15 protein-coding genes and 1 tRNA gene are annotated in these 17848 nt (G+C 72.6%); 7 read left to right on the top strand and 9 right to left on the bottom strand.

The window, feature by feature from the left end; genetic code table 11:
* The first annotated feature begins 47 nt into the window (after window positions 1-47).
* Window positions 48-572, top strand: coding sequence for a pyridoxamine 5'-phosphate oxidase family protein (locus AC0VX0_RS01885; RefSeq protein ID WP_080981685.1), 525 nt, complete (start codon window positions 48-50; stop codon window positions 570-572).
* 55 nt (window positions 573-627) lie between these two features.
* Here AC0VX0_RS01885 and AC0VX0_RS01880 read toward each other — a convergent pair whose 3' ends face one another.
* The 4 genes from AC0VX0_RS01880 to AC0VX0_RS01865 all read right to left on the bottom strand — a co-directional run bounded on the left by AC0VX0_RS01880 (window position 628) and on the right by AC0VX0_RS01865 (window position 5287).
* On the bottom strand, window positions 628-1635 hold the full coding sequence (locus tag AC0VX0_RS01880) for a dioxygenase family protein (RefSeq protein WP_144862171.1): 1008 nt from the start codon (window positions 1633-1635) through the stop codon (window positions 628-630).
* Window positions 1636-1910: 275 nt separating this feature from the next.
* Window positions 1911-3629, bottom strand: a complete 1719-nt coding sequence (locus AC0VX0_RS01875; RefSeq protein WP_144786324.1) for a thiamine pyrophosphate-binding protein — start codon at window positions 3627-3629, stop codon at window positions 1911-1913.
* Window positions 3626-4642, bottom strand: a complete 1017-nt coding sequence (speB, locus tag AC0VX0_RS01870) for an agmatinase (RefSeq protein ID WP_061866960.1) — start codon at window positions 4640-4642, stop codon at window positions 3626-3628. Before speB ends, AC0VX0_RS01875 begins: the two co-directional genes overlap by 4 nt.
* Before the next feature lie 75 nt (window positions 4643-4717).
* The gene (locus tag AC0VX0_RS01865; RefSeq protein WP_036339896.1) at window positions 4718-5287 is read right to left on the bottom strand and encodes an XRE family transcriptional regulator; all 570 of its coding nucleotides are present in this window, start codon (window positions 5285-5287) and stop codon (window positions 4718-4720) included.
* A 182-nt stretch (window positions 5288-5469) separates the two neighbouring features.
* On the opposite strand from AC0VX0_RS01865, the gene AC0VX0_RS01860 reads away from it, so the two are divergent.
* Both AC0VX0_RS01860 and AC0VX0_RS01855 read left to right on the top strand, forming a co-directional pair.
* The gene (locus AC0VX0_RS01860; RefSeq protein ID WP_159227928.1) at window positions 5470-6966 is read left to right on the top strand and encodes a sodium:solute symporter family protein; all 1497 of its coding nucleotides are present in this window, start codon (window positions 5470-5472) and stop codon (window positions 6964-6966) included.
* A 210-nt stretch (window positions 6967-7176) separates the two neighbouring features.
* A complete protein-coding gene (locus AC0VX0_RS01855) occupies window positions 7177-8370 on the top strand; it encodes an alcohol dehydrogenase catalytic domain-containing protein (RefSeq protein ID WP_336633874.1) in 1194 nt (397 codons plus the stop codon).
* A gap of 75 nt (window positions 8371-8445) precedes the next feature.
* Here the strand turns inward: AC0VX0_RS01855 and AC0VX0_RS01850 are convergent, their stop codons facing one another.
* Together AC0VX0_RS01850 and AC0VX0_RS01845 are read right to left on the bottom strand one after the other, a co-directional pair.
* Entirely contained in the window at window positions 8446-8769 is a 324-nt protein-coding gene (locus tag AC0VX0_RS01850) for a DUF202 domain-containing protein (RefSeq protein WP_020626411.1), read from the bottom strand.
* A 4-nt stretch (window positions 8770-8773) separates the two neighbouring features.
* Complete coding sequence (locus tag AC0VX0_RS01845) at window positions 8774-9193, bottom strand: YidH family protein (RefSeq protein WP_159227924.1); 420 nt, start codon at window positions 9191-9193, stop codon at window positions 8774-8776.
* Window positions 9194-9298: 105 nt separating this feature from the next.
* On the opposite strand from AC0VX0_RS01845, the gene AC0VX0_RS01840 reads away from it, so the two are divergent.
* Window positions 9299-10429 (top strand): VIT1/CCC1 transporter family protein, encoded by a 1131-nt coding sequence (locus AC0VX0_RS01840; protein ID WP_159227922.1) that lies wholly within the window; start codon window positions 9299-9301, stop codon window positions 10427-10429.
* A 126-nt stretch (window positions 10430-10555) separates the two neighbouring features.
* Here AC0VX0_RS01840 and sucD read toward each other — a convergent pair whose 3' ends face one another.
* The 3 genes from sucD to pcrA form a co-directional block, all read right to left on the bottom strand.
* Window positions 10556-11476, bottom strand: coding sequence for a succinate--CoA ligase subunit alpha (gene sucD / locus AC0VX0_RS01835; protein ID WP_044659020.1), 921 nt, complete (start codon window positions 11474-11476; stop codon window positions 10556-10558).
* Between the two features lie 27 nt (window positions 11477-11503).
* The gene (gene sucC / locus AC0VX0_RS01830; RefSeq protein ID WP_036339919.1) at window positions 11504-12673 is read right to left on the bottom strand and encodes an ADP-forming succinate--CoA ligase subunit beta; all 1170 of its coding nucleotides are present in this window, start codon (window positions 12671-12673) and stop codon (window positions 11504-11506) included.
* A 184-nt stretch (window positions 12674-12857) separates the two neighbouring features.
* On the bottom strand, window positions 12858-15419 hold the full coding sequence (gene pcrA, locus AC0VX0_RS01825; RefSeq protein ID WP_336633873.1) for a DNA helicase PcrA: 2562 nt from the start codon (window positions 15417-15419) through the stop codon (window positions 12858-12860).
* A 261-nt stretch (window positions 15420-15680) separates the two neighbouring features.
* On the opposite strand from pcrA, the gene AC0VX0_RS01820 reads away from it, so the two are divergent.
* The 3 genes from AC0VX0_RS01820 (at window position 15681) to AC0VX0_RS01810 (ending at window position 17826) form a co-directional block, all read left to right on the top strand.
* Window positions 15681-16868 carry an acyltransferase family protein gene (locus AC0VX0_RS01820; protein WP_355504817.1) on the top strand — a complete coding sequence of 396 codons (1188 nt, stop codon included), beginning with the start codon at window positions 15681-15683 and terminating at the stop codon, window positions 16866-16868.
* A gap of 184 nt (window positions 16869-17052) precedes the next feature.
* Window positions 17053-17700 (top strand): hypothetical protein, encoded by a 648-nt coding sequence (locus AC0VX0_RS01815; RefSeq protein ID WP_036317981.1) that lies wholly within the window; start codon window positions 17053-17055, stop codon window positions 17698-17700.
* 52 nt (window positions 17701-17752) lie between these two features.
* A tRNA-Arg gene (locus tag AC0VX0_RS01810) sits at window positions 17753-17826 on the top strand.
* Window positions 17827-17848: the final 22 nt, after the last annotated feature.

The following is a 17848-nucleotide window of genomic DNA, read 5'->3' as shown; positions in this document are numbered from 1 at the left end:
CAGCGCCGCGCCAGACGGCGCCCGTCCCGGCATGCCAGGAGGCCCCGATGACCCAGCAGCACCATGACACCGACGACGCCCCGTCGATGCAGCGCCCCGATCCGGTCGCGGAGCCCGGGGACCACCTGATGTTCGAGCACCCGGACGGCGAGGCCGTCCTGGTGCTGGACGAGGACCAGGTCTGGCGACTGCTGGGCCGCGTGGGCCACGCGCGCCTCGGGCTGGCCGTGGACGGGCGGCCGGACATCGTGCCGGTGAACGTGCGGGCTCACGACGGCGCCATCTACTTCCGCACCGCGCCCGGCTCGAAGCTCGCCGAGCTCACGGTGAACCCGCACGTCGTGGTGCAGGCCGACGGGATCCTGGCCGACCAGGCCTGGTCCGTGCTCGTCCACGGCACCGCGCGCCGCCTGGACACGGAGGCGGAGATCGCGGAGGCCGAGTCCCTCGGCATCGAGCCGTGGGTGCCGACGCTGAAGGACTTCTACGTCCGCGTGGACGTCCAGCGCGTGTCCGGCCGCCACTTCGTGTTCGGCCCGCACCCCGAGCGCAACGAGTCCCAGACCGACTGAGCCGCCGGCAGGACGCGTGGGCTGGGCCGGACGGCTCAGCCCACGTCCGCAGGACTTAAGGACGCGCCGGGGGCTGGCCACCGCCGGGCCCGCCCATCCCGCCCTGCTCCTGCTCGGTGGTGGTGTCGATCGGGACGTCGATGGTGATGGCGAAGCCCTTCTCCACGGAGCCCGTGATCTGCGGCAGCTGCGTCTCGTAGCCGTCCGAGAAGACGTTGTCCGTCTCGAGGCTGACGTCGGCGAAGTTCTCCGTGGACCCGTCGTAGGCCGAGGTGGCGTAGACCTGCGCGGACTGCTCCTCGGGCATGGCGATCTGGGAGGTGAGGACGTTGTTCGTCGCGTCCGTGATGGACGCCTTGTCCGGGAACACCTCGAAGTGCAGGTGGGGCCACCGGCCGTCGTAGCAGCCGGGCCACACCGTGGTGAAGGTGACCGTGCCGTCGTCGCCCACCACCTGGACGCCGCGCAGGTAGGTCTCCTCCGTGATGCCGTCCGAGTACATCGAGTAGCGGCCCTGCGCGTCGGCGTGCCAGAGGTACACGGCGGCGCCGGTCATCGCGGCGTCGCCGTTGGCCATGTCGATCACGTTCATCGTCACCGTCAGCGGGACGCCCTCGGCGGCGGTGCCCGTGTCGATGCTCGTGGTCAGGTCGGAACGTTCGATGCCGGACGCGTCGAGCACGTCCGGGCCGTTGGAGCCGTCGCCCGGGTACGGGCCTGCGGTCTCGGTGACCATCTCGGTCAGGGTGGCGGACGGCGAGGCGCTCGCCGCCGACGAGGAGGAGGCCGCGGGTGACGAGGAGCCGGCGCTCGCCGACGTCGAGCCGGAGGAGGACGAGGCGCCCTCCTGGACACCGCACGCGGCGAGGACGAGGGCTCCCGCCCCCGCGCCGAAGATGCCCAGCGCGTTGCGGCGGGAGACGAGAGTGCCGACGTCGAAGGCGGCGCCCTGGTCCTCGACGTCCTCGGCCGGGCGGTGGAAGGCCCGGCCCTCGAAGGTGGGCGTGACGGCGGGGGCCTCGCCTCCCTCGGAGACCTGGGGGAAGGGACGGCGGGAGCGGATCGAGAGCCAGGGGCCATGGAGTTCCTCTCGTGGGGCGCCCGCCGGGTGGCGGACCGCGTCGAGAGGCCAGCATGGCAACGGATGCCGGACGTTTTCGTGAGATCGGCGGGATGGTTCCAGGACATCTCCTGGGCGGTTTCTGACACGGGCGGGACCGCCGGCGCCTCGGTCGACGTCTCAACTACCTGCCGGTCCAGCTCCGTTGCTGAAACATGCACCTGGAAAGGTGGCGCACACTCTCAGGGTCGAGTCAGCGATTCCGGCGCCGGGCCGCGTCAGACCTCCGGGGCCTCCCCCAGGTGGCTCGGCGCCCACATCGCCAGGCGGGTCTGCACCACGACGACGTTCGGCCCGTCCGCCTGGAACGCGCGCTCGAGCGCGCCGCGCACGTCCTCCACTCCCACCGTCTCGGCGGGCACGCCGAAGGAGGCGGCGAGGGCCTGGAAGTCCGGCCGGTCGAGCTCGGTGGCCGTGGCCTTGCCGAACGCGCCCTCCATGTACTCGCGCAGGATGCCGTACCCGCCGTCGTCGATGATCAGCCACGTCACCGCCGCGCCGTGCTGCCTGGCGGCCGCGAGCTCGGCGAGGGAGTACATCGCCGAGCCATCGCCGGCGACGGCGAGCACGCGCCCGTCGATCCCGGTGCGGCCCTGGTGTGCCAGGCCCACCGCGCCGCCGAACGCGGCCGGGAACCCGTAGCCGAGCCCCCCGGCGCCCTGCGCCGAGTGGAACTCGCCGTCCTGCGCGTCCCAGCAGTTCCACGCCCAGTAGGCGGCGATGGTCATGTCCCAGTACGTCTGCATGGTCGACGGGACGGCGGCCCGGATGTCCGCCAGGAGCCGGCGCTCCACGCCGAGGTCCTGGGCGTCGAGCCGGGCGGTGATGCGCGCGTTGACGTCGGCGACCACCTCGGCCGGGGTGCGGCCGTGCCAGACGGCGGCGTCCTGCGCCACCGAGCCCGACTCGCGCAGCGCCGCGGCGAGGGCGTCGAGCGCCTGGCCGGCGTCGGCGCGCACACCCAGCGTGGGGTGGTTGGTCTCCAGCACGCGCGGCTCCGCGTCCACCTGGATGAGGCGGCCGCGCGGCTCGAGCGTGAAGTAGTTCGAGGTGACCTCGCCGAGCGAGGAGCCCACCACGAGCAGCACCTCCGCGTCCTCGAGCAGGTCCGTGACGAGGCGGTCCTCCACCCAGCCGCCGAGGCTGAGCGGGTGCTCCCACGGGAAGGCGGTGTTGCCGCCCGGCGAGCAGACCACGGGCGCCTGGAGCAGCTCCGCGACCTCCTGCAGGCTCTCCATCGCGGCCCGGCCGGAGCGGCGCACACCGCCGCCGGCCACGATCGCCACCCGCCCGGCCCCGCGCAGCCAGCGCACGGACTCGGCCACGAGCTCGGCGCGCGGCGGGTGGTCGTAGGGCACGGCCAGGGCGTCCTCGACCGGGGGCACCATGACCTCGCCGAGCAGCACGTCCTGCGGGATCTCGACCCACACCGGCCCCTGCGGCACGGTGATGGCCTCGGCCCACGCGTCCTGGATGGCGGAGGGGATGCCCGAGGCGTGGTGGACCGTGAACTGGGCCTTGGTGACGTTGCGGGCCGAGGCCTTCTGGTCGTCCAGCTGGTGCAGCATGCCCTTGCGCCGGGCACCGAGCCCGGACAGCGGGATCTGCGAGGCGATCACGAGCATCGGCACACCGGTCGCGTAGGCCTCCTGCAGGCCGGCCAGCGAGGTGAGGGCGCCCGGGCCGGTGGACAGGAACAGGACGCCGACCTCGCCGGTGGCCCGGGCGTACCCGTCCGCGGCGAAGGCGGCGTTGTTCTCCACGCGGTTCGAGACGAACTCCAGCGGGGAGCGGGACAGGGCGTCGAAGAGGCCGAGGGCGTGCTGGCCCGGGATGCCGAAGACCGTCCGTGCACCCAGGGCGTGGAGCGTCTCGACGGCGAGGTCGCCGCCGTTGCGCCGCGGGGCCGCCGCCGTCGTCGTCTGCTCGTCCGTCATCGGCCCGGCTCCTCACCGGCGGCCGCGCGGGTGGCGCGGCGGTCGGCCATCAGGGAGATGAGGTCGTACGCCACGTGGGAGGCGGCGACGCCGGTCAGCTCGGCGTGGTCGTAGGCCGGGGCCACCTCCACCAGGTCCGCGCCCACGATGTCCAGCCCGCGCAGGCCGCGGAGGATCTCGAGCAGCTCGCGGCTCGTGATGCCGCCGGCCTCGGGGGTGCCGGTGCCCGGCGCGTGCGCGGGGTCGAGGACGTCGATGTCCACCGAGATGTAGAGCGGCCGACCCCCGATGCGCTCGCGCAGCTGGTCCACGATCTCGTCCACGCCCTGACGGAACACGTCCGAGGAGGTGACGATGCCGAAGCCCATGCGGTGGTCGTCGTCGAGGTCCTTCTTGCCGTAGAGCGGACCGCGCGTGCCCACATGCGAGATGGCCTCGGTGTCCAGGATCCCCTCCTCCACGGCGCGGCGGAACGGCGTGCCGTGGGTGTACTCGGCGCCGAAGTAGGTGTCCCACGTGTCCAGGTGGGCGTCGAAGTGCAGCAGGGCCACGGGCTCACCCGCCCGGGCGGAGGCGGCGCGCAGCAGCGGCAGCGCGATGGTGTGGTCGCCGCCGATGGTCATGAGCGAGGAGCCGTCCTCGGTGAGGTCCATCGCGTCCTGCTGGATCGCCTCGATGGCCTCGCCGATGGTGAACGGGTTCACCGCCATGTCCCCGGCGTCCACCACCTGGGCCTGCGCGAAGGGCGAGGTGTCCGTGGCGGGGTTGTACGGGCGCAGCAGCCGCGAGGACTGCCGCACGTGGCCGGACCCGAAGCGTGCACCGGGGCGGTAGGAGACACCGGCGTCGAACGGGACGCCGACCACCTTGATCTCCGGGGCGACGCCGGCCGCGGCCGCCTCGTCCAGGCGCGGCAGCAGCGCGTAGGTGGGGGCGCCGCCGTAGCGGGGCACGAGGGCGGAGTTCACGGGGCCGAGGCGGCCGTTGTCCTCGACGCGGGGGATCTCGAGCATCTGGGATGTCCTCTCTGGGCGGTTCGGTTCGGTCTGGTCGGTCTGGTCTGTCCGGTGTGGGCGCGCCGGACGGGGTCACGCGTGGCCCACGAGGGTCCACAGCACGACGGCGGGGCGGTCGTCCGGATTGGCCCACGAGTGAGGCTCGCGGCCGGGGAAGGTGACGGTGTCCCCCTCCTCCAACAGGTGCACGGCCTCGGTGGTCCGCAGCTCGAGGCGGCCGGTGACCACGTGCACCGCCTCCACGCGGCAGTCCACGGTGTACAGCTCCGCCTCCCCGCGGCCGCGCGGCGCGATGTCAGCGCGCAGGATCTGCAGGTCACGACTGCCGCGCGGAGTGATCAGGCGCTCGCGGATGCCCTCGCCGCCGAGGCTGACCGCGGGGGCGTCGGCGAGGCGCACGACCGTCACCTCGGGCGCGTCCAGGACGTCGCCCGGGCTCGCACCGAGCACCTGGCACAGGGTCACGAGCGTGCTCACGGACGGGCTGGTCAGGTCCCGCTCGAGGCGGGAGAGGAAGCCCTTGCTGACGCCGGCCGCCTCGGCCAGCTGGGCCACGGTGAGCCGCCGCGCCTCGCGCAGCGCGCGCAGCCGGCGGCCGATCAGCGCCTGGCCCGGCGCGGTCTCGAGCGGGAGGGCCTTCATCGCGTTCCTTCCTCGCGTCGTGCGACGTCGCGATGTCATCCTGCATGACATGTTGCCTGCGATGCAACATGTGTTTACCGTAGACCCAGATCGTGTGATCGGCAACACGCCGATCTCTCCTGTCCCGCCCGCGGCGCCCCCGCATCCCGGCGCCCTGGATCCCCTCGCCCCAAGGACCACCCGTGACCCTCAACCTGACCATCGTCGCCGTCTACCTGGTCGGCATGCTCGCCTTCGGCTGGTGGGGCAAGACCCGCGCCGCCAGCTCGGAGGACTACCTCGTGGCGGGCCGCCGCCTCGGGCCGGTGCTGTTCACCGGCACCATGGCCGCCGTCGTGCTCGGCGGCGCCGCCACCGTGGGCGGCGTCGGCCTGGGGTACGAGTTCGGGCTCTCCGGCGCGTGGCTCGTGGCCGCCATCGGCGTCGGCGTGCTCATCCTGTCGGTGGCGTTCGCCCCGATCCTGGCCCGTCTGAAGATCTACACCGTCTCGCAGATGCTCCGCCTGCGGTACGGCCGTGGCGGGGCCTCCCACGCCTCCTCCTTCGTGATGCTCGCCTACACGCTCATGCTCGCCGCCACCTCCACGGGCGCCTACGCGTCGATCTTCGTGGTGCTCTTCGGCTGGGACCGCTGGCTGTCCGTCCTGGTGGGCGGCGGCATCGTGCTGGCCTACTCCGTGCTCGGCGGCATGTGGTCCATCACCCTGGCCGACATGGCGCAGTTCCTCATCATGACCATCGGCCTGTTCGCCCTCATGCTCCCCCTCTCCCTGGCCAACGCCGGCGGCTGGAGTGCCTTGAAGGAGCGCCTGGGCGCCGAGTTCTTCAGCTGGGACGGGATCGGCGTGCAGTCGATCGTCACCTACTTCGTGATCTACACCCTCGGCCTGCTGATCGGCCAGGACGTCTGGCAGCGCGTGTTCACGGCCCGCTCCCCGCGTGTGGCCCAGATCGGCGGCGCCACCGCGGGGCTGTACTGCATCGTGTACGGCGTCGCCGGCGCCGTGATCGGCATGGCCGCGCGCACGGTGACCGCGGACATCGCCACCACGGACGACGTGTTCGCGTGGGTCGCCCAGAACCTGCTGCCCGTCGGCGTGGGCGGTGTGGCCCTGGCGGCCGCCGTCGCGGCCATGATGTCCACCGCCTCGGGGGCGATCATCGCGGCCTCGACCGTGATGCGCACGGACATCCTGCCCATCTTCCGTGGTGAGGCCACCGCCTCCGAGGACGGCGCCACCGCCGAGGACGAGATCCCGGAGACCGCGGCGGAGCTCGCCTCGAACCGCGGCTGGGTGCTGCTGCTCGGCGCCGTCGTGCTGGGGCTGGCGATCGTCGTCCCGAACGTGGTGGCGGCCCTGACCATCGCGTACGACATCCTTGTGGGCGGCCTGTTCGTTGCGATCGTCGGCGGCCTCGTGTGGCAGCGCGGCACCGGCACGGCGGCCCTGTGGTCCATGGTGGTCGGGACGGTGGGCACCCTCGGCACCATGGGCTGGCTCGAGCTGAACGCGGCCGAGCCCTTCGAGGGTGTTTTCGCGAACGAGCCAATCTACGTCGGTCTGGCCGCCTCCGCCGTCGTGTACGTCCTCCTCAGCCTGATGACCCGGCCCACCGACCCCGCGGTCCTCGAGGCCTGGCGGGTGCGCTCCCGCCACGGCGTCGACGCCGCGGTCTGAGAGTGCCCCTGGCCGATGACCCCGGGGCCTGTGATCCTCCGACGCCCGCACGATGGCCGAGGCCAGGCGGTGCGGTGGCGGGCCACCCCTTGGCCGGGATCTTCCCGGCCCCCTACTGTGTGCATACAGCCCGGGACTGGGACCCCCCCTCGGGTTCGCCCCGTCTCTCGCCCCCTGGGGCCTCACTGGAGACAGAAAGGCAACGGTTTCATGACCACCAAGAACCGCGCCGTGGCATTCCACGGCATCAAGGACGTGCGCGTCGACGAGCTGGACTTCCCCAAGCTGGAGATGCCCAACGGCTCCGCCGCCCCGCACGGCGTCATCCTCAAGATCGTCGCCACCAACATCTGCGGCAGCGACCTGCACATCTACCGCGGCTCCTTCCCCGTACCCGAGGGCATGGTGCTGGGTCACGAGATGACCGGCCAGGTGCTGGAGGTCGGCAGCGACGTCCAGTTCCTGCAGGAGGGCGACCTCGTCTCCGTGCCGTTCAACGTGGCCTGCGGCCGCTGCCGCAACTGCCGCGCCGGCCGCACCGAGGTGTGTGAGACCACCAACCCGGAGCAGGCGTGCGCCGCCTACGGCTTCAATCTGGGCAACTTCCAGGGCGGACAGGCCGAGTACCTGTTCGTGCCGTACGCCGACTTCCAGCTGCTGCGCTTCCCGGACCAGGAGCAGGCGATGGAGAAGATCCTGGATCTGGCCGTGCTCTCGGACATCCTCCCCACGGCGTTCCACGGTCTCATGGAGGCCGGCGCCAAGCCCGGCTCCACCGTCTACATCGCCGGTGCCGGCCCCGTGGGCCGGTGCGCCGCGGCCGCCGCTCGACTGCTGGGCGCCTCGTGCATCATCGTGGGCGATCAAGACGCCTCGCGGCTGGAGCTGGTGCGCAAGCACGGCTGCGAGACCATCGACCTCTCCACCACGGAGAACCTGCAGGACGCCGTGAACGACATCCTCGGCGAGCCGATGGTGGACTGCGCGGTGGACTGCGTCGGCTCCGAGGCCCATGGCCTGGGCTCCGCGTCTGATGAGATGCAGCCGATCGCCGCCGTGAACCAGGTCCTGGACGTCACCCGTCCGGGCGGTGCCACGGGCATCATCGGCATCTACGGGCCGGACCCGATCGCGGAGACGAAGGCCGAGCAGGAGGGCACCTTCCCGGTGGACTTCGGCAAGGCCTGGATCAAGTCGCCCCACATCATCGGCGGGCAGGCGCCCATCATGCGCTACAACCGCCAGCTGATGATGTCGATCCTGTGGGACCGGATGCCGTACCTGACGGAGATGGTCAACCCGCGCGTGATCAGCCTGGACGAGGCACCCCAGGCCTACGCGGAGTTCGACCAGGGCTCCGTGGACAAGTTCGTCATCGACCCCCACGGCATGATCGCCCGCTGAGCGGTCCGCCTCCGGAAGCACGACGGCGCCCCTCACCTGCCCGCGCAGGTGAGGGGCGCCGTCGTCGTCCGCGGATCAGGCCGCGTGCAGCAGCGTGGCGGTGATCCCGAGGGCCGCCAGGCCCACCACCAGCGCGACCATGCAGGCCACCGACGCCAGCGCCGGCCGGGCCTGCTCCCGCGCGATCCCGTCCGCCTGCGCCACGTAACGCCGGCGCTGCGTGGCCAGCACGGCCGCCCCGCCGACGGCCGCCACCACCGCAGGCCCGAACGCCCAGGCGCCGACGGCCGGCCACCACCTCAGGAACGTGAGGCTGAGGACGCTCAGCGCCAGGACCGTGCGGCCCCAGCTCATCACGGTGCGCTCGGGCTGCAGCCCCGGGTCGTGATGCAGACGCATCGCCTCAGCCCCGCGGCAGGACGACGGCGAGCATCAGCACCACGACGGCCAGCACGACGCCCCCCGCCAGGACCGGGACGATCAGCGGCAGCGGCAGCGGACGGCCGCGGCGCATCGCCCGCTCCACCCGGAGCCAGCGCGCGCCCGCGCCCAGGGCGAGCAGCGCCGCCAGGACGAGCAGCACCGTGCTCAGCACCACCCGGACCGGCGGCGCGAAGAGGGCGCCGGTGAACGCCTCCACCGCGACCCCGCCGGCCAGCAGCGCCAGCGCCGTCCGGACCCAGGCCAGGAACGTGCGCTCATTGGCAAGCGTGAACCGGGGGTCCGGCTCCACCCCGCCCGCCAGGAGGCGGTGCTGCCAGGCCGGCCGGCCGCCGTCGTGGGCGGCGGCCTCGGGGCCGTCGGGGGTCTCTGCTGCGTCCATGCGGCCATGGTAGCGACGGCGTAGACTGGCGGGTCGGGCGCGCGCCCGGCCGCCGTGGTCCGCGGCGGCGGCGCCCGTCTCCGCCTGCCCATCCGATGGAGCCCCATGAGCCCCGCCCACACCGCCACGCCCGCGGCACGCCCCGAGCCGACCCGCGAACAGGTCCGACGCTGGCGCCGCTACCTCGCCGACGAGATCGCCGAGGGCCAGATCTACCGCGACATCGCCGCTCGCAAGGACGGCGTGGAGCGCGACATCCTGCTCGGCCTCGCCGAGGCCGAGCGCCGCCACGAACAGCACTGGCGGGCCCTCCTGGGCGAGCACGCCGAGAACCCGCCGCGCCCCTCCCTGCACCGCGTCCTGCTGCGCTGGCTCGCACGGATCTTCGGCTCCGTGTTCGTGCTGGCCCTGGCCCAGCGCGCCGAGTCGGACACTCCCTACGCGGAGGACCAGGACGCCCCCGAGGGCATGGTGGCGGACGAGGCCATCCACGAGGAGGTCGTGCGCGGCCTCGCCGCCCGGGGTCGCGAGCAGCTGGCAGGCAACTTCCGTGCCGCCGTCTTCGGCATGAACGACGGGCTGGTCTCCAACCTGGCGCTCGTGATGGGCATCGGCGCGACGGGCGTGGCGCCGTCCGTCGTGCTGTTCACGGGCGTGGCCGGCCTGCTGGCGGGCGCGCTGTCCATGGCGGCCGGCGAGTACGTCTCGGTGCGGTCCCAGCGGGAGCTGCTCGAGGCATCCTCCCCCACCCAGATCACCCTCGAGGCGGCCCAGCACCTGGACCTGGACCACAACGAGCTCACGCTCGTCTACCTGGCCCGCGGCATGACGCCCGAGGACGCCGAGCACCGCGCGCTCGAGCGCCTCGGCTATCTCACGTGCGACTGCAACCCGCGGTTCTCCGCCCGTCCCGACGGCTCCCAGGGACCCGTGGACCACTCGAACTCCTTCGCGGAGATCGGCTCGGCGTGGAGCGCCTCCCTGTCCAGCTTCGCGTTCTTCGCCTCCGGCGCGCTCATCCCGATCCTGCCGTACATCTTCGGCATGTCCGGGCCGTGGGCCCTGGGCCTGGCTGCGGCGATGGTGGGCGCGGCCCTGCTCTTCACCGGCGGTGTGGTCGGGCTGCTGTCCGGCTCCTCACCGCTGGCCCGGGGCCTGCGCCAGCTCGCGATCGGCTTCGGCGCCGCCGCCGTGACGTACGTGCTCGGCCTGCTCTTCGGCGCGAACGTGGGCTGACGGGCGCCCACCGCCTGCTCCGCCCCGCACAGCACACGGCCCCTGCCCCTCAGGACGAGGGACAGGGGCCGTGGTGCATCCGCCTGCCGGTGCGGAGCGCCGGCATCGGCGCCCCCCACCGCGGGATCAGGCCTGGGCCTGCAGGATCTCCCGCATGAGCTGGGCGGTCTCGGACGGGGTCTTGCCGACCTTCACGCCCGCGGCCTCGAGGGCCTCCTTCTTGGCCTGCGCGGTGCCGGCGGAGCCGGAGACGATGGCGCCGGCGTGGCCCATGGTCTTGCCCTCCGGGGCGGTGAAGCCGGCCACGTAGCCGACGACCGGCTTGGTGACGTTGGCCTTGATGAACTCGGCCGCACGCTCCTCGGCGTCGCCGCCGATCTCACCGATCATCACGATGGCCTGGGTGTCCGGGTCGGCCTCGAACGCCTCGAGGGCGTCGATGTGGGTGGTGCCGATGATCGGGTCGCCGCCGATGCCGATGGCGGTGGAGAAGCCGAAGTCACGCAGCTCGTACATCATCTGGTAGGTCAGCGTGCCGGACTTGGACACGAGGCCGATGGGGCCGGAGCCGGTGATGGTGGCCGGGGTGATGCCCGCCAGGGCCTCGCCCGGGGTGATGACGCCGGGGCAGTTCGGGCCGATGATGCGGGTCTTCGGCTTGCCGTCCTCGCCGGTCTTCGACTGGGACAGGGCGAAGAACTCGGCGGTGTCCTGCACCGGGATGCCCTCGGTGATGACCACGAGCAGCGGGATCTCGGCCTCGATGGCCTCGATGGCGGCGTCCTTGGCGAAGGCCGGCGGCACGAAGGCCACGGACACGTCCGCACCGGTCTTCTCCATGGCCTCCTTGACGGTGCCGAAGACGGGCAGCTCGACGGCGTTGCCGTCCTTGTCCTCGTGGGACACGGTGGTGCCGGCCTTGCGGGCGTTCACGCCGCCCACGATGTTCGTGCCGGCCTTGAGCATGAGGCGGGTGTGCTTGGTGCCCTCGCCGCCGGTGATGCCCTGGACGATGACCTTGGAGTCCTTGTTCAGGTAGATCGACATAGCTGTTTCCTCAGTCTTTCCGAACGGTCAGTTCGCGGAGTGGGCGAGCTCGGCGGCCTTGTCGGCGCCCTCGTCCATGGTGGCGGCCAGGGTGACGAGCGGGTGGTTCGCCTCCTGCAGGATGCGGCGGCCCTCCTCCACGGCGTTGCCGTCCAGACGCACGACCAGCGGCTTGGTGGCGGTGTCGCCCAGGATCTCGAGGGCCTTGACGATGCCGTTCGCGACCTGGTCGCACGCGGTGATGCCGCCGAAGACGTTCACGAACACGGACTTGACCTGCTCGTCGCCCAGGATGACGTCGAGGCCGTTGGCCATGACCTCGGCGTTGGCGCCGCCGCCGATGTCCAGGAAGTTGGCCGGCTTCACGCCGCCGTGCTGCTCGCCGGCGTACGCGACGACGTCGAGGGTGGACATCACGAGGCCGGCGCCGTTGCCGATCACGCCGACCTGGCCGTCCAGCTTCACGTAGTTGAGGTCGTTGGCCTTGGCCTTGGCCTCCAGCGGGTCCTCGGTGCGCTCGTCGACGAGGGCGGCGTGGCCCTCGTGGCGGAACGCCGCGTTGTCGTCGAGGGAGACCTTGCCGTCCAGGGCGAGGATCGTGCCGTCGCCGGTCTTCACCAGCGGGTTCACCTCGACGAGGGTGGCGTCCTCCTTCTCGAAGACCTCCCAGAGCTTCTGGATGACCTCGGCGACGTCGGCGCGCAGCTCCTCGGGGAAGCCCGCCTCGGTGACGATCTTCTGGGCGGTCTCGGCGTCGATGCCGGTCAGCGGGGAGACGGGCACCTTGGCGAGGGCCTCGGGGCGCTCCTCGGCGAGCTGCTCGATCTCCATGCCGCCCTCGACCGAGCACATGGCCAGGTAGGTGCGGTTGGCGCGGTCCAGCAGCACGGAGAAGTAGTACTCCTCGGCGATGTCGGCGCCCTGGGCGATCATGACCTGGTGCACGGTGTGGCCCTTGATGTCCATCCCCAGGATGGCCTTGGCGTGCTCGTAGGCCTCGTCGGCCGTCTTGGCGACCTTCACGCCGCCGGCCTTGCCGCGGCCGCCGACCTTCACCTGCGCCTTGACGACGGTGACGCCGCCGATCTTCTCCGCGGCCGCCTTGGCCTCGTCCGGGGTCTGCGCAACGATGCCGGCCAGCACGGGGACGCCGTGCGCCTCGAACAGATCGCGCGCCTGGTACTCATACAGGTCCACGGTGGTGTGTCCTTCTTGGTCGAAGACAGGGTCTGCCGGCCTCGCCCGCGGGCGCGGCCGACGTCGACGCCCCCTCCGTGGCCGGGCCGGGCGCGGGGGCACGGCGGGGCGGCGGACGGCGGCGTTCCACGGCTCACTGTAGTCCACGCCCCGGGGCGACCGGGGGGTCGGCGGGCCGGTCCCGTCAGCCCTCGACCTTCGTCAGCGGGGCGTAGCGCAGCAGCAGCCGCTTCTGCGCCCCGGTGGCGTCGAAGGTGACGGTCGCGACGGTCTTGTCCCCCGCGCCCGCGACGGCGTCCACGCGCCCCTCGCCGAACGTGGCGTGGGAGACGCGGTCGCCCGGGCTGAGCGCCACGATCTCCTTCTGCGGCTGCACCCGGCTCGGCGCCTTCCCGCGCACCACGCCGGAGGGCACCGTGAGGTCCGCCGGCTCGTCCCCGCGGGTGAGGCGCTGGGGTCGCGCGCCGTCGTCGTCCCGGGACCGCCACGCCGGCCGGCCGCCCCCGAACCGCCCCGCGTACCGCGAGGTGCCGGCGCCGGTCAGGCTCAACGACCCGGCCGAGCGCGTGGTGCCCTCCCGCTCCCAGTCGATGAGCGTCTCCGGGATCTCCCCGAGGAACTGGCTGGGCGGGTTGAACTGGTGCTGGCCCCACAGCGAGCGTGCCTCGGCGCGCGTCAGGAACAGGCGACGGCGGGCGCGCGTCAGGCCCACGTACGCCAGGCGACGCTCCTCCGCGAGCTCCTTCTCGTCCGTCATCGAGCGGGCGTGCGGGAACACCCCGTGCTCCATGCCCGTCAGGAACACCACGGGGAACTCGAGGCCCTTGGCGGTGTGCAGCGTCATGAGCGTGACCTGGCCCTGCTGCTCCGCGAGCGCCTCGCCCTCCACGTCCGGGGCCGTGGGCAGCTGGTCCGCGTCCGCCACGAGCGCGACCTGCTCGAGGAAGTCGGACAGGGTGCCGTCCGGGTGCGACGTCTCGAAGGAGCGGACGACGGCGACGAGCTCGCCGAGGTTGTCCGCGCGGGACTCGTCCTGCAGGTCCTCGGACTCGCGGAGGGCGGCCAGCATGCCGGACTGCTCGAGGACGGCCTCCAGGACGGTGGCCGGGCCGGCGGACTCGGCGACCTGGCCGAGGTCGTCCATCATCTGCACGAAGCCACGGACGGCCTTGAGCGAGCGCGCGGCCATGCCGGGGGCGTTCTCGGCGTCGCGCAGGGCCGCGGAGAACGTGGAGCGGTTGCGCTCGGCCCACGCGGCGATGGCGCCCTCGGCCCGGTCCCCGATGCCCCGCTTGGGCTCGTTGAGGATGCGGCGCACGTTGACGTCGTCGTCGGGGTTGACGATCACCCGCAGGTAGGCGAGCGCGTCCTTGATCTCCTTGCGGTCGTAGAAGCGCGTGCCGCCGATGACGCGGTACGGGATGCCGCGCGTCACCAGCCGCTCCTCGAGCGCGCGGGACTGCGCGTTGGTCCGGTAGAACACGGCGACGTCGGCCGGGCGGATCCCGTCCTCGTCCTGCAGCCGGTCGATGGTGGTGGCGATCCACTCCGCCTCGGCGGACTCGTTCTCCGCGGCGTAGCCGACGATCGCCGGGCCCTCCCCCTCGGCCGTCCACAGGCGCTTGGGACGGCGGTCCGGGTTGCGCTCGATCACCGCGTTGGCGGCGTCCAGGATGGTCTGCGTCGAGCGGTAGTTCTGCTCGAGCTTGATGGTGACGGCGTCCGTGAAGTCCTGCTCGAACTCGACGATGTTGCGGATGTCCGCGCCGCGGAACGCGTAGATGGACTGGTCCGAGTCGCCGACGACGGTCAGCTCGCCGCCGGGGGTCTCCACGCCCTCGGGGTCGCCCGCCGGGCCGGCGAGGAGCCGGATCAGGCGGTACTGGGCGTGGTTGGTGTCCTGGTACTCGTCCACGAGGACGTGGCGGAACCGGCGGCGGTAGTTGTCCAGCACGCGCGGGAACGCCTCGAACATGTGGACCGTCATGCCGATCAGGTCGTCGAAGTCCAGGGCGTTGGCCTGGCGCAGGCGGGCCGTGTAGTCCCGGTAGACGGCGGCGACGGCGCGGCCCCACGGGTCCCCCTCGGCCACGGTGGCGGCGTAGTCGTCCGCCTCCACGAGCTCGTTCTTCAGGGAGCTGATGCGGTTCAGCAGGGCCTTGGGCGCGAAGCGCTTCGGGTCCAGCTCGTGCTGCTTGGCGACGGTGGTGACCAGGCGCAGGCTGTCCGCCGAGTCGTAGATGGTGAACGTGGACTTCAGCCCGATGTTGGCGGCCTCGTTGCGCAGCAGCCGCACGGCGGAGGAATGGAACGTGGAGATCCACATCCGCTGGGCGGTGGGACCGATCAGCCCGGCCACGCGCTCGCGCATCTCCGCGGCGGCCTTGTTCGTGAAGGTGATGGCGAGGATCTCGTGCGGCCGCGCCCGGCCGGTGGCGAGCAGCCACGCGATGCGGTGGGTCAGCACCCGGGTCTTGCCCGAGCCGGCGCCCGCCACGATCAGCAGCGGCGCCCCCGTGTGGGTCACCGCGGCTGCCTGCTGCGGGTTGAGCCCCGCCACGAGCGACTCCGGAGTGTGCGCCGGCGCGGCCGGCCGGACGTCCTGGCCCCAGGCCTCGGGGTCCGCGGCCGCGCGCGTGACGGCCGGGGGCACGAGCCCGGGCAGGGCGGTCTCCGGGTCCGCCGGGCGGCGGGTGCGGTCGAGGTTCAGGGGCGTGCGTCCGAGCGCGGAGAAGAGGTCAGCCATGGCGGACCCAGTCTAGGCGTGGCCCCGGACGCGACAGCGGGCGCCGTCGTCGCCATCCCCCACCGCGCCGCCCCGCCCCACCCCACCCGCACTTTCGAACGTGATGTGGGGCCTATCTCGCGTTCGAAAGTCCCCAAGACCCCGATTCCACGTTCGAAAACCGGCGGGAATCGAACGGCCCGCTATGGTCTTCTGGGCGTTCCGCGCGATGTGGCGGCGGAGCCTCCTTCCCCTGCCCCGCCACGTCACCCCGGAGCCGCCATGTCCACCACGCCGACCCCGCCCATGTCCCACGGGTCCACCCCCAGCCGGATGACCTGGATGGACGCGATGCGCGGATTCGCCGTGCTGCTGGTGATGTTCACCCACACCTACACGATGCCGCAGGGCCTCGACGCGACCTTCAGCTCCGTGGCGTTCGCGAACGTGGTGCAGGTGTTCCAGTCGTGGCGGATGCCGATGCTCGTGTTCCTGTCCGGCGTCCTGCTGCCCCGCTCCGTGTCCAAGCCGCTGGGCACGTACTACCGCGGCAAGGCGGAGCGGATCCTGTGGCCGTTCCTCGTCTGGATGGTCGTCCTGGCGCTGGCCACGGGCAAGCCCGGATCCCTGCTGTCCGTCGAGTTCTGGCGCGGCGGCGCGTGGCACCTGTGGTTCCTGTGGGTGCTCATGCTCTGCTACCTCATCGGCCCGGTGATCCGTCGCGTCCCGGCGCTGGTGGTCGCGGCCGTCCTCTTCGTGCTGCTCCTCGAGTTCGTCAGCGGCCCCCGCGACTGGGTGCGTCCCCTGTACTGGGGCGTGTACTTCTTCCTCGGTGCCGCCTCCGCGCGACTGCTCCCCCGGATCCGCACGGCGCCGGCCGCCCTGGGCGTGATCGCGGTGATCCTCATGGTGCTCACCGTGACGGCCACGCGCACCGGCGCGCTCGTGGTGGCGGAGCGCCAGCCCTGGTCCGTGTTCGCCGCGCTGCCGGGGATCCTCGTGGTGCTGTGGCTCGGCCCGCGCCTGCCCCGTCTGCCGTTCCTCGAGTTCTGCGGCCGCCGCTCGATGGTCCTCTACGTCGCCCACATGCCGGTGCTGATCCTGGCGGTGGCGGCCTTCCGCGACCTCGCCGCGGTCCGCCCGGTCGACTTCTACGTGGCCATCGCGTCGTTCACGTTCCTCGTCCCGCTCGCCCTCGCGCTCGGCTACCGACGGGTTCGCTGGCTCTTCGAATTCCCGACGGCGGGACGCGTCCGGGCGCGTCCTCGCACCCGGGCCACGGTCCCGGGAGCGGCGGACGCCGTGCCGGCACAGACCGCCGAGCCCGCCTCGACGACGGCGCCCCTGCCGGTCGTCGAGCCGGCGTCCCCGCCGCAGCCCGCCGCGGGGCCGACCCCGGCCGCCGAGCCGGCGGCCGGCGCACCCGCCCGGGTCCGGGCCCCCCGCCCGCGGCCTCGCCACGCGGACTGAGCAGCCCCGGCCCCGACCCCGCCACCCCGGCATCCCCGCCACCCCCGCACTTTCGAACGTGACGGAGGGCCTGTCTCGCGTTCGAAAGTCCCCATGACCCCGATTTCACGTTCGAAAGTGAGCTGGGCGGCGCGGGGCCGGGCCGGCTCGGACGGTCTGGGAGGATGGACCGCGGAGGTGCCCCGTGTCCCAGAAGTCCCGCAAGTCCCGTCCGCGCCCGTCGCGGCCCGCCGCGCGCCCGGTCGCCGAGTCCCCGCGCTCCCGTCCCACGCTGCGGGACGTCAACGTCCGTGAGGACCTCGCCGCGGCCGCTGAGCGCGAGGGCAGCCCGGCGATCCCGGTGAGCGCGCTGATCGTGACCACCCTGCTCGTGGGCGCGTACCTCCATCTGCTGGTGCTGCAGCAGATGACCCAGCTCAGCGGCGGCCTGGCGATGCCGGACTCCCTGCTGTTCTACGGGCAGGACCACATCCGCGCGCTCTCCGCGGTCATGGACGAGGACGCCCGCGGCCAGCTGAACTGGGTGCACAAGACGGCCGGCGTGATCTTCCCGATCGCCGTGGCACTGACGGTCACCGCGGTCGGCGCATGGCGCCTGCGTCCCGTCGGCGCCAAGTGGGCCGTCTTCGGGCTGGGCGTGCTGTTCGCGGTCGTGGACATCTGCGAGAACATCGCGATCGAGCAGGCGATCGCCGCCGGCGGCCCGGGCACCGGCCTGGCCGCCGCCCTGACGCTGACCCGCTGGGTCCTGCTGGCGCTGCTCGCGCTGGCGGTGGCCGTGATGCTGTGGGCCGGGCGGCGCCGTCGTGGTCGCGCCGCGCGGGCGGCCTGAAAGGCTCGGCTAGACTCGCTCACCGGACCGGCGCGCGCGACGCGCGGTCCGCGCCCCAGTAGCTCAGTTGGATAGAGCGACCCTCTCCTAAAGGGTAGGCCGTCGGTTCGATTCCGGCCTGGGGCACCCGGGTGGCCGGTCCGGCCGC

Source organism: Micrococcus sp. iso_26 (assembly GCF_056172975.1).
Note: the sequence above shows the minus strand (reverse complement) of the source record. Positions and strands in the feature narration are given on the sequence as shown.

Bases quoted from the DNA above. Each gene is read 5' to 3' on its own strand.
- AC0VX0_RS01865 (WP_036339896.1), bottom strand. From the start codon at position 5,287: ATGAAGGCCCTCCCGCTCGAGACCGCGCCGGGCCAGGCGCTGATCGGC.
- speB (WP_061866960.1), bottom strand. From the start codon at position 4,642: ATGCTCGAGATCCCCCGCGTCGAGGACAACGGCCGCCTCGGCCCCGTG.
- pcrA (WP_336633873.1), bottom strand. From the start codon at position 15,419: ATGGCTGACCTCTTCTCCGCGCTCGGACGCACGCCCCTGAACCTCGAC.
- AC0VX0_RS01855 (WP_336633874.1), top strand. From the start codon at position 7,177: ATGACCACCAAGAACCGCGCCGTGGCATTCCACGGCATCAAGGACGTG.
- sucD (WP_044659020.1), bottom strand. From the start codon at position 11,476: ATGTCGATCTACCTGAACAAGGACTCCAAGGTCATCGTCCAGGGCATC.
- AC0VX0_RS01850 (WP_020626411.1), bottom strand. From the start codon at position 8,769: ATGCGTCTGCATCACGACCCGGGGCTGCAGCCCGAGCGCACCGTGATG.
- AC0VX0_RS01885 (WP_080981685.1), top strand. From the start codon at position 48: ATGACCCAGCAGCACCATGACACCGACGACGCCCCGTCGATGCAGCGC.
- AC0VX0_RS01845 (WP_159227924.1), bottom strand. From the start codon at position 9,193: ATGGACGCAGCAGAGACCCCCGACGGCCCCGAGGCCGCCGCCCACGAC.
- AC0VX0_RS01875 (WP_144786324.1), bottom strand. From the start codon at position 3,629: ATGACGGACGAGCAGACGACGACGGCGGCGGCCCCGCGGCGCAACGGC.
- AC0VX0_RS01820 (WP_355504817.1), top strand. From the start codon at position 15,681: ATGTCCACCACGCCGACCCCGCCCATGTCCCACGGGTCCACCCCCAGC.
- AC0VX0_RS01840 (WP_159227922.1), top strand. From the start codon at position 9,299: ATGAGCCCCGCCCACACCGCCACGCCCGCGGCACGCCCCGAGCCGACC.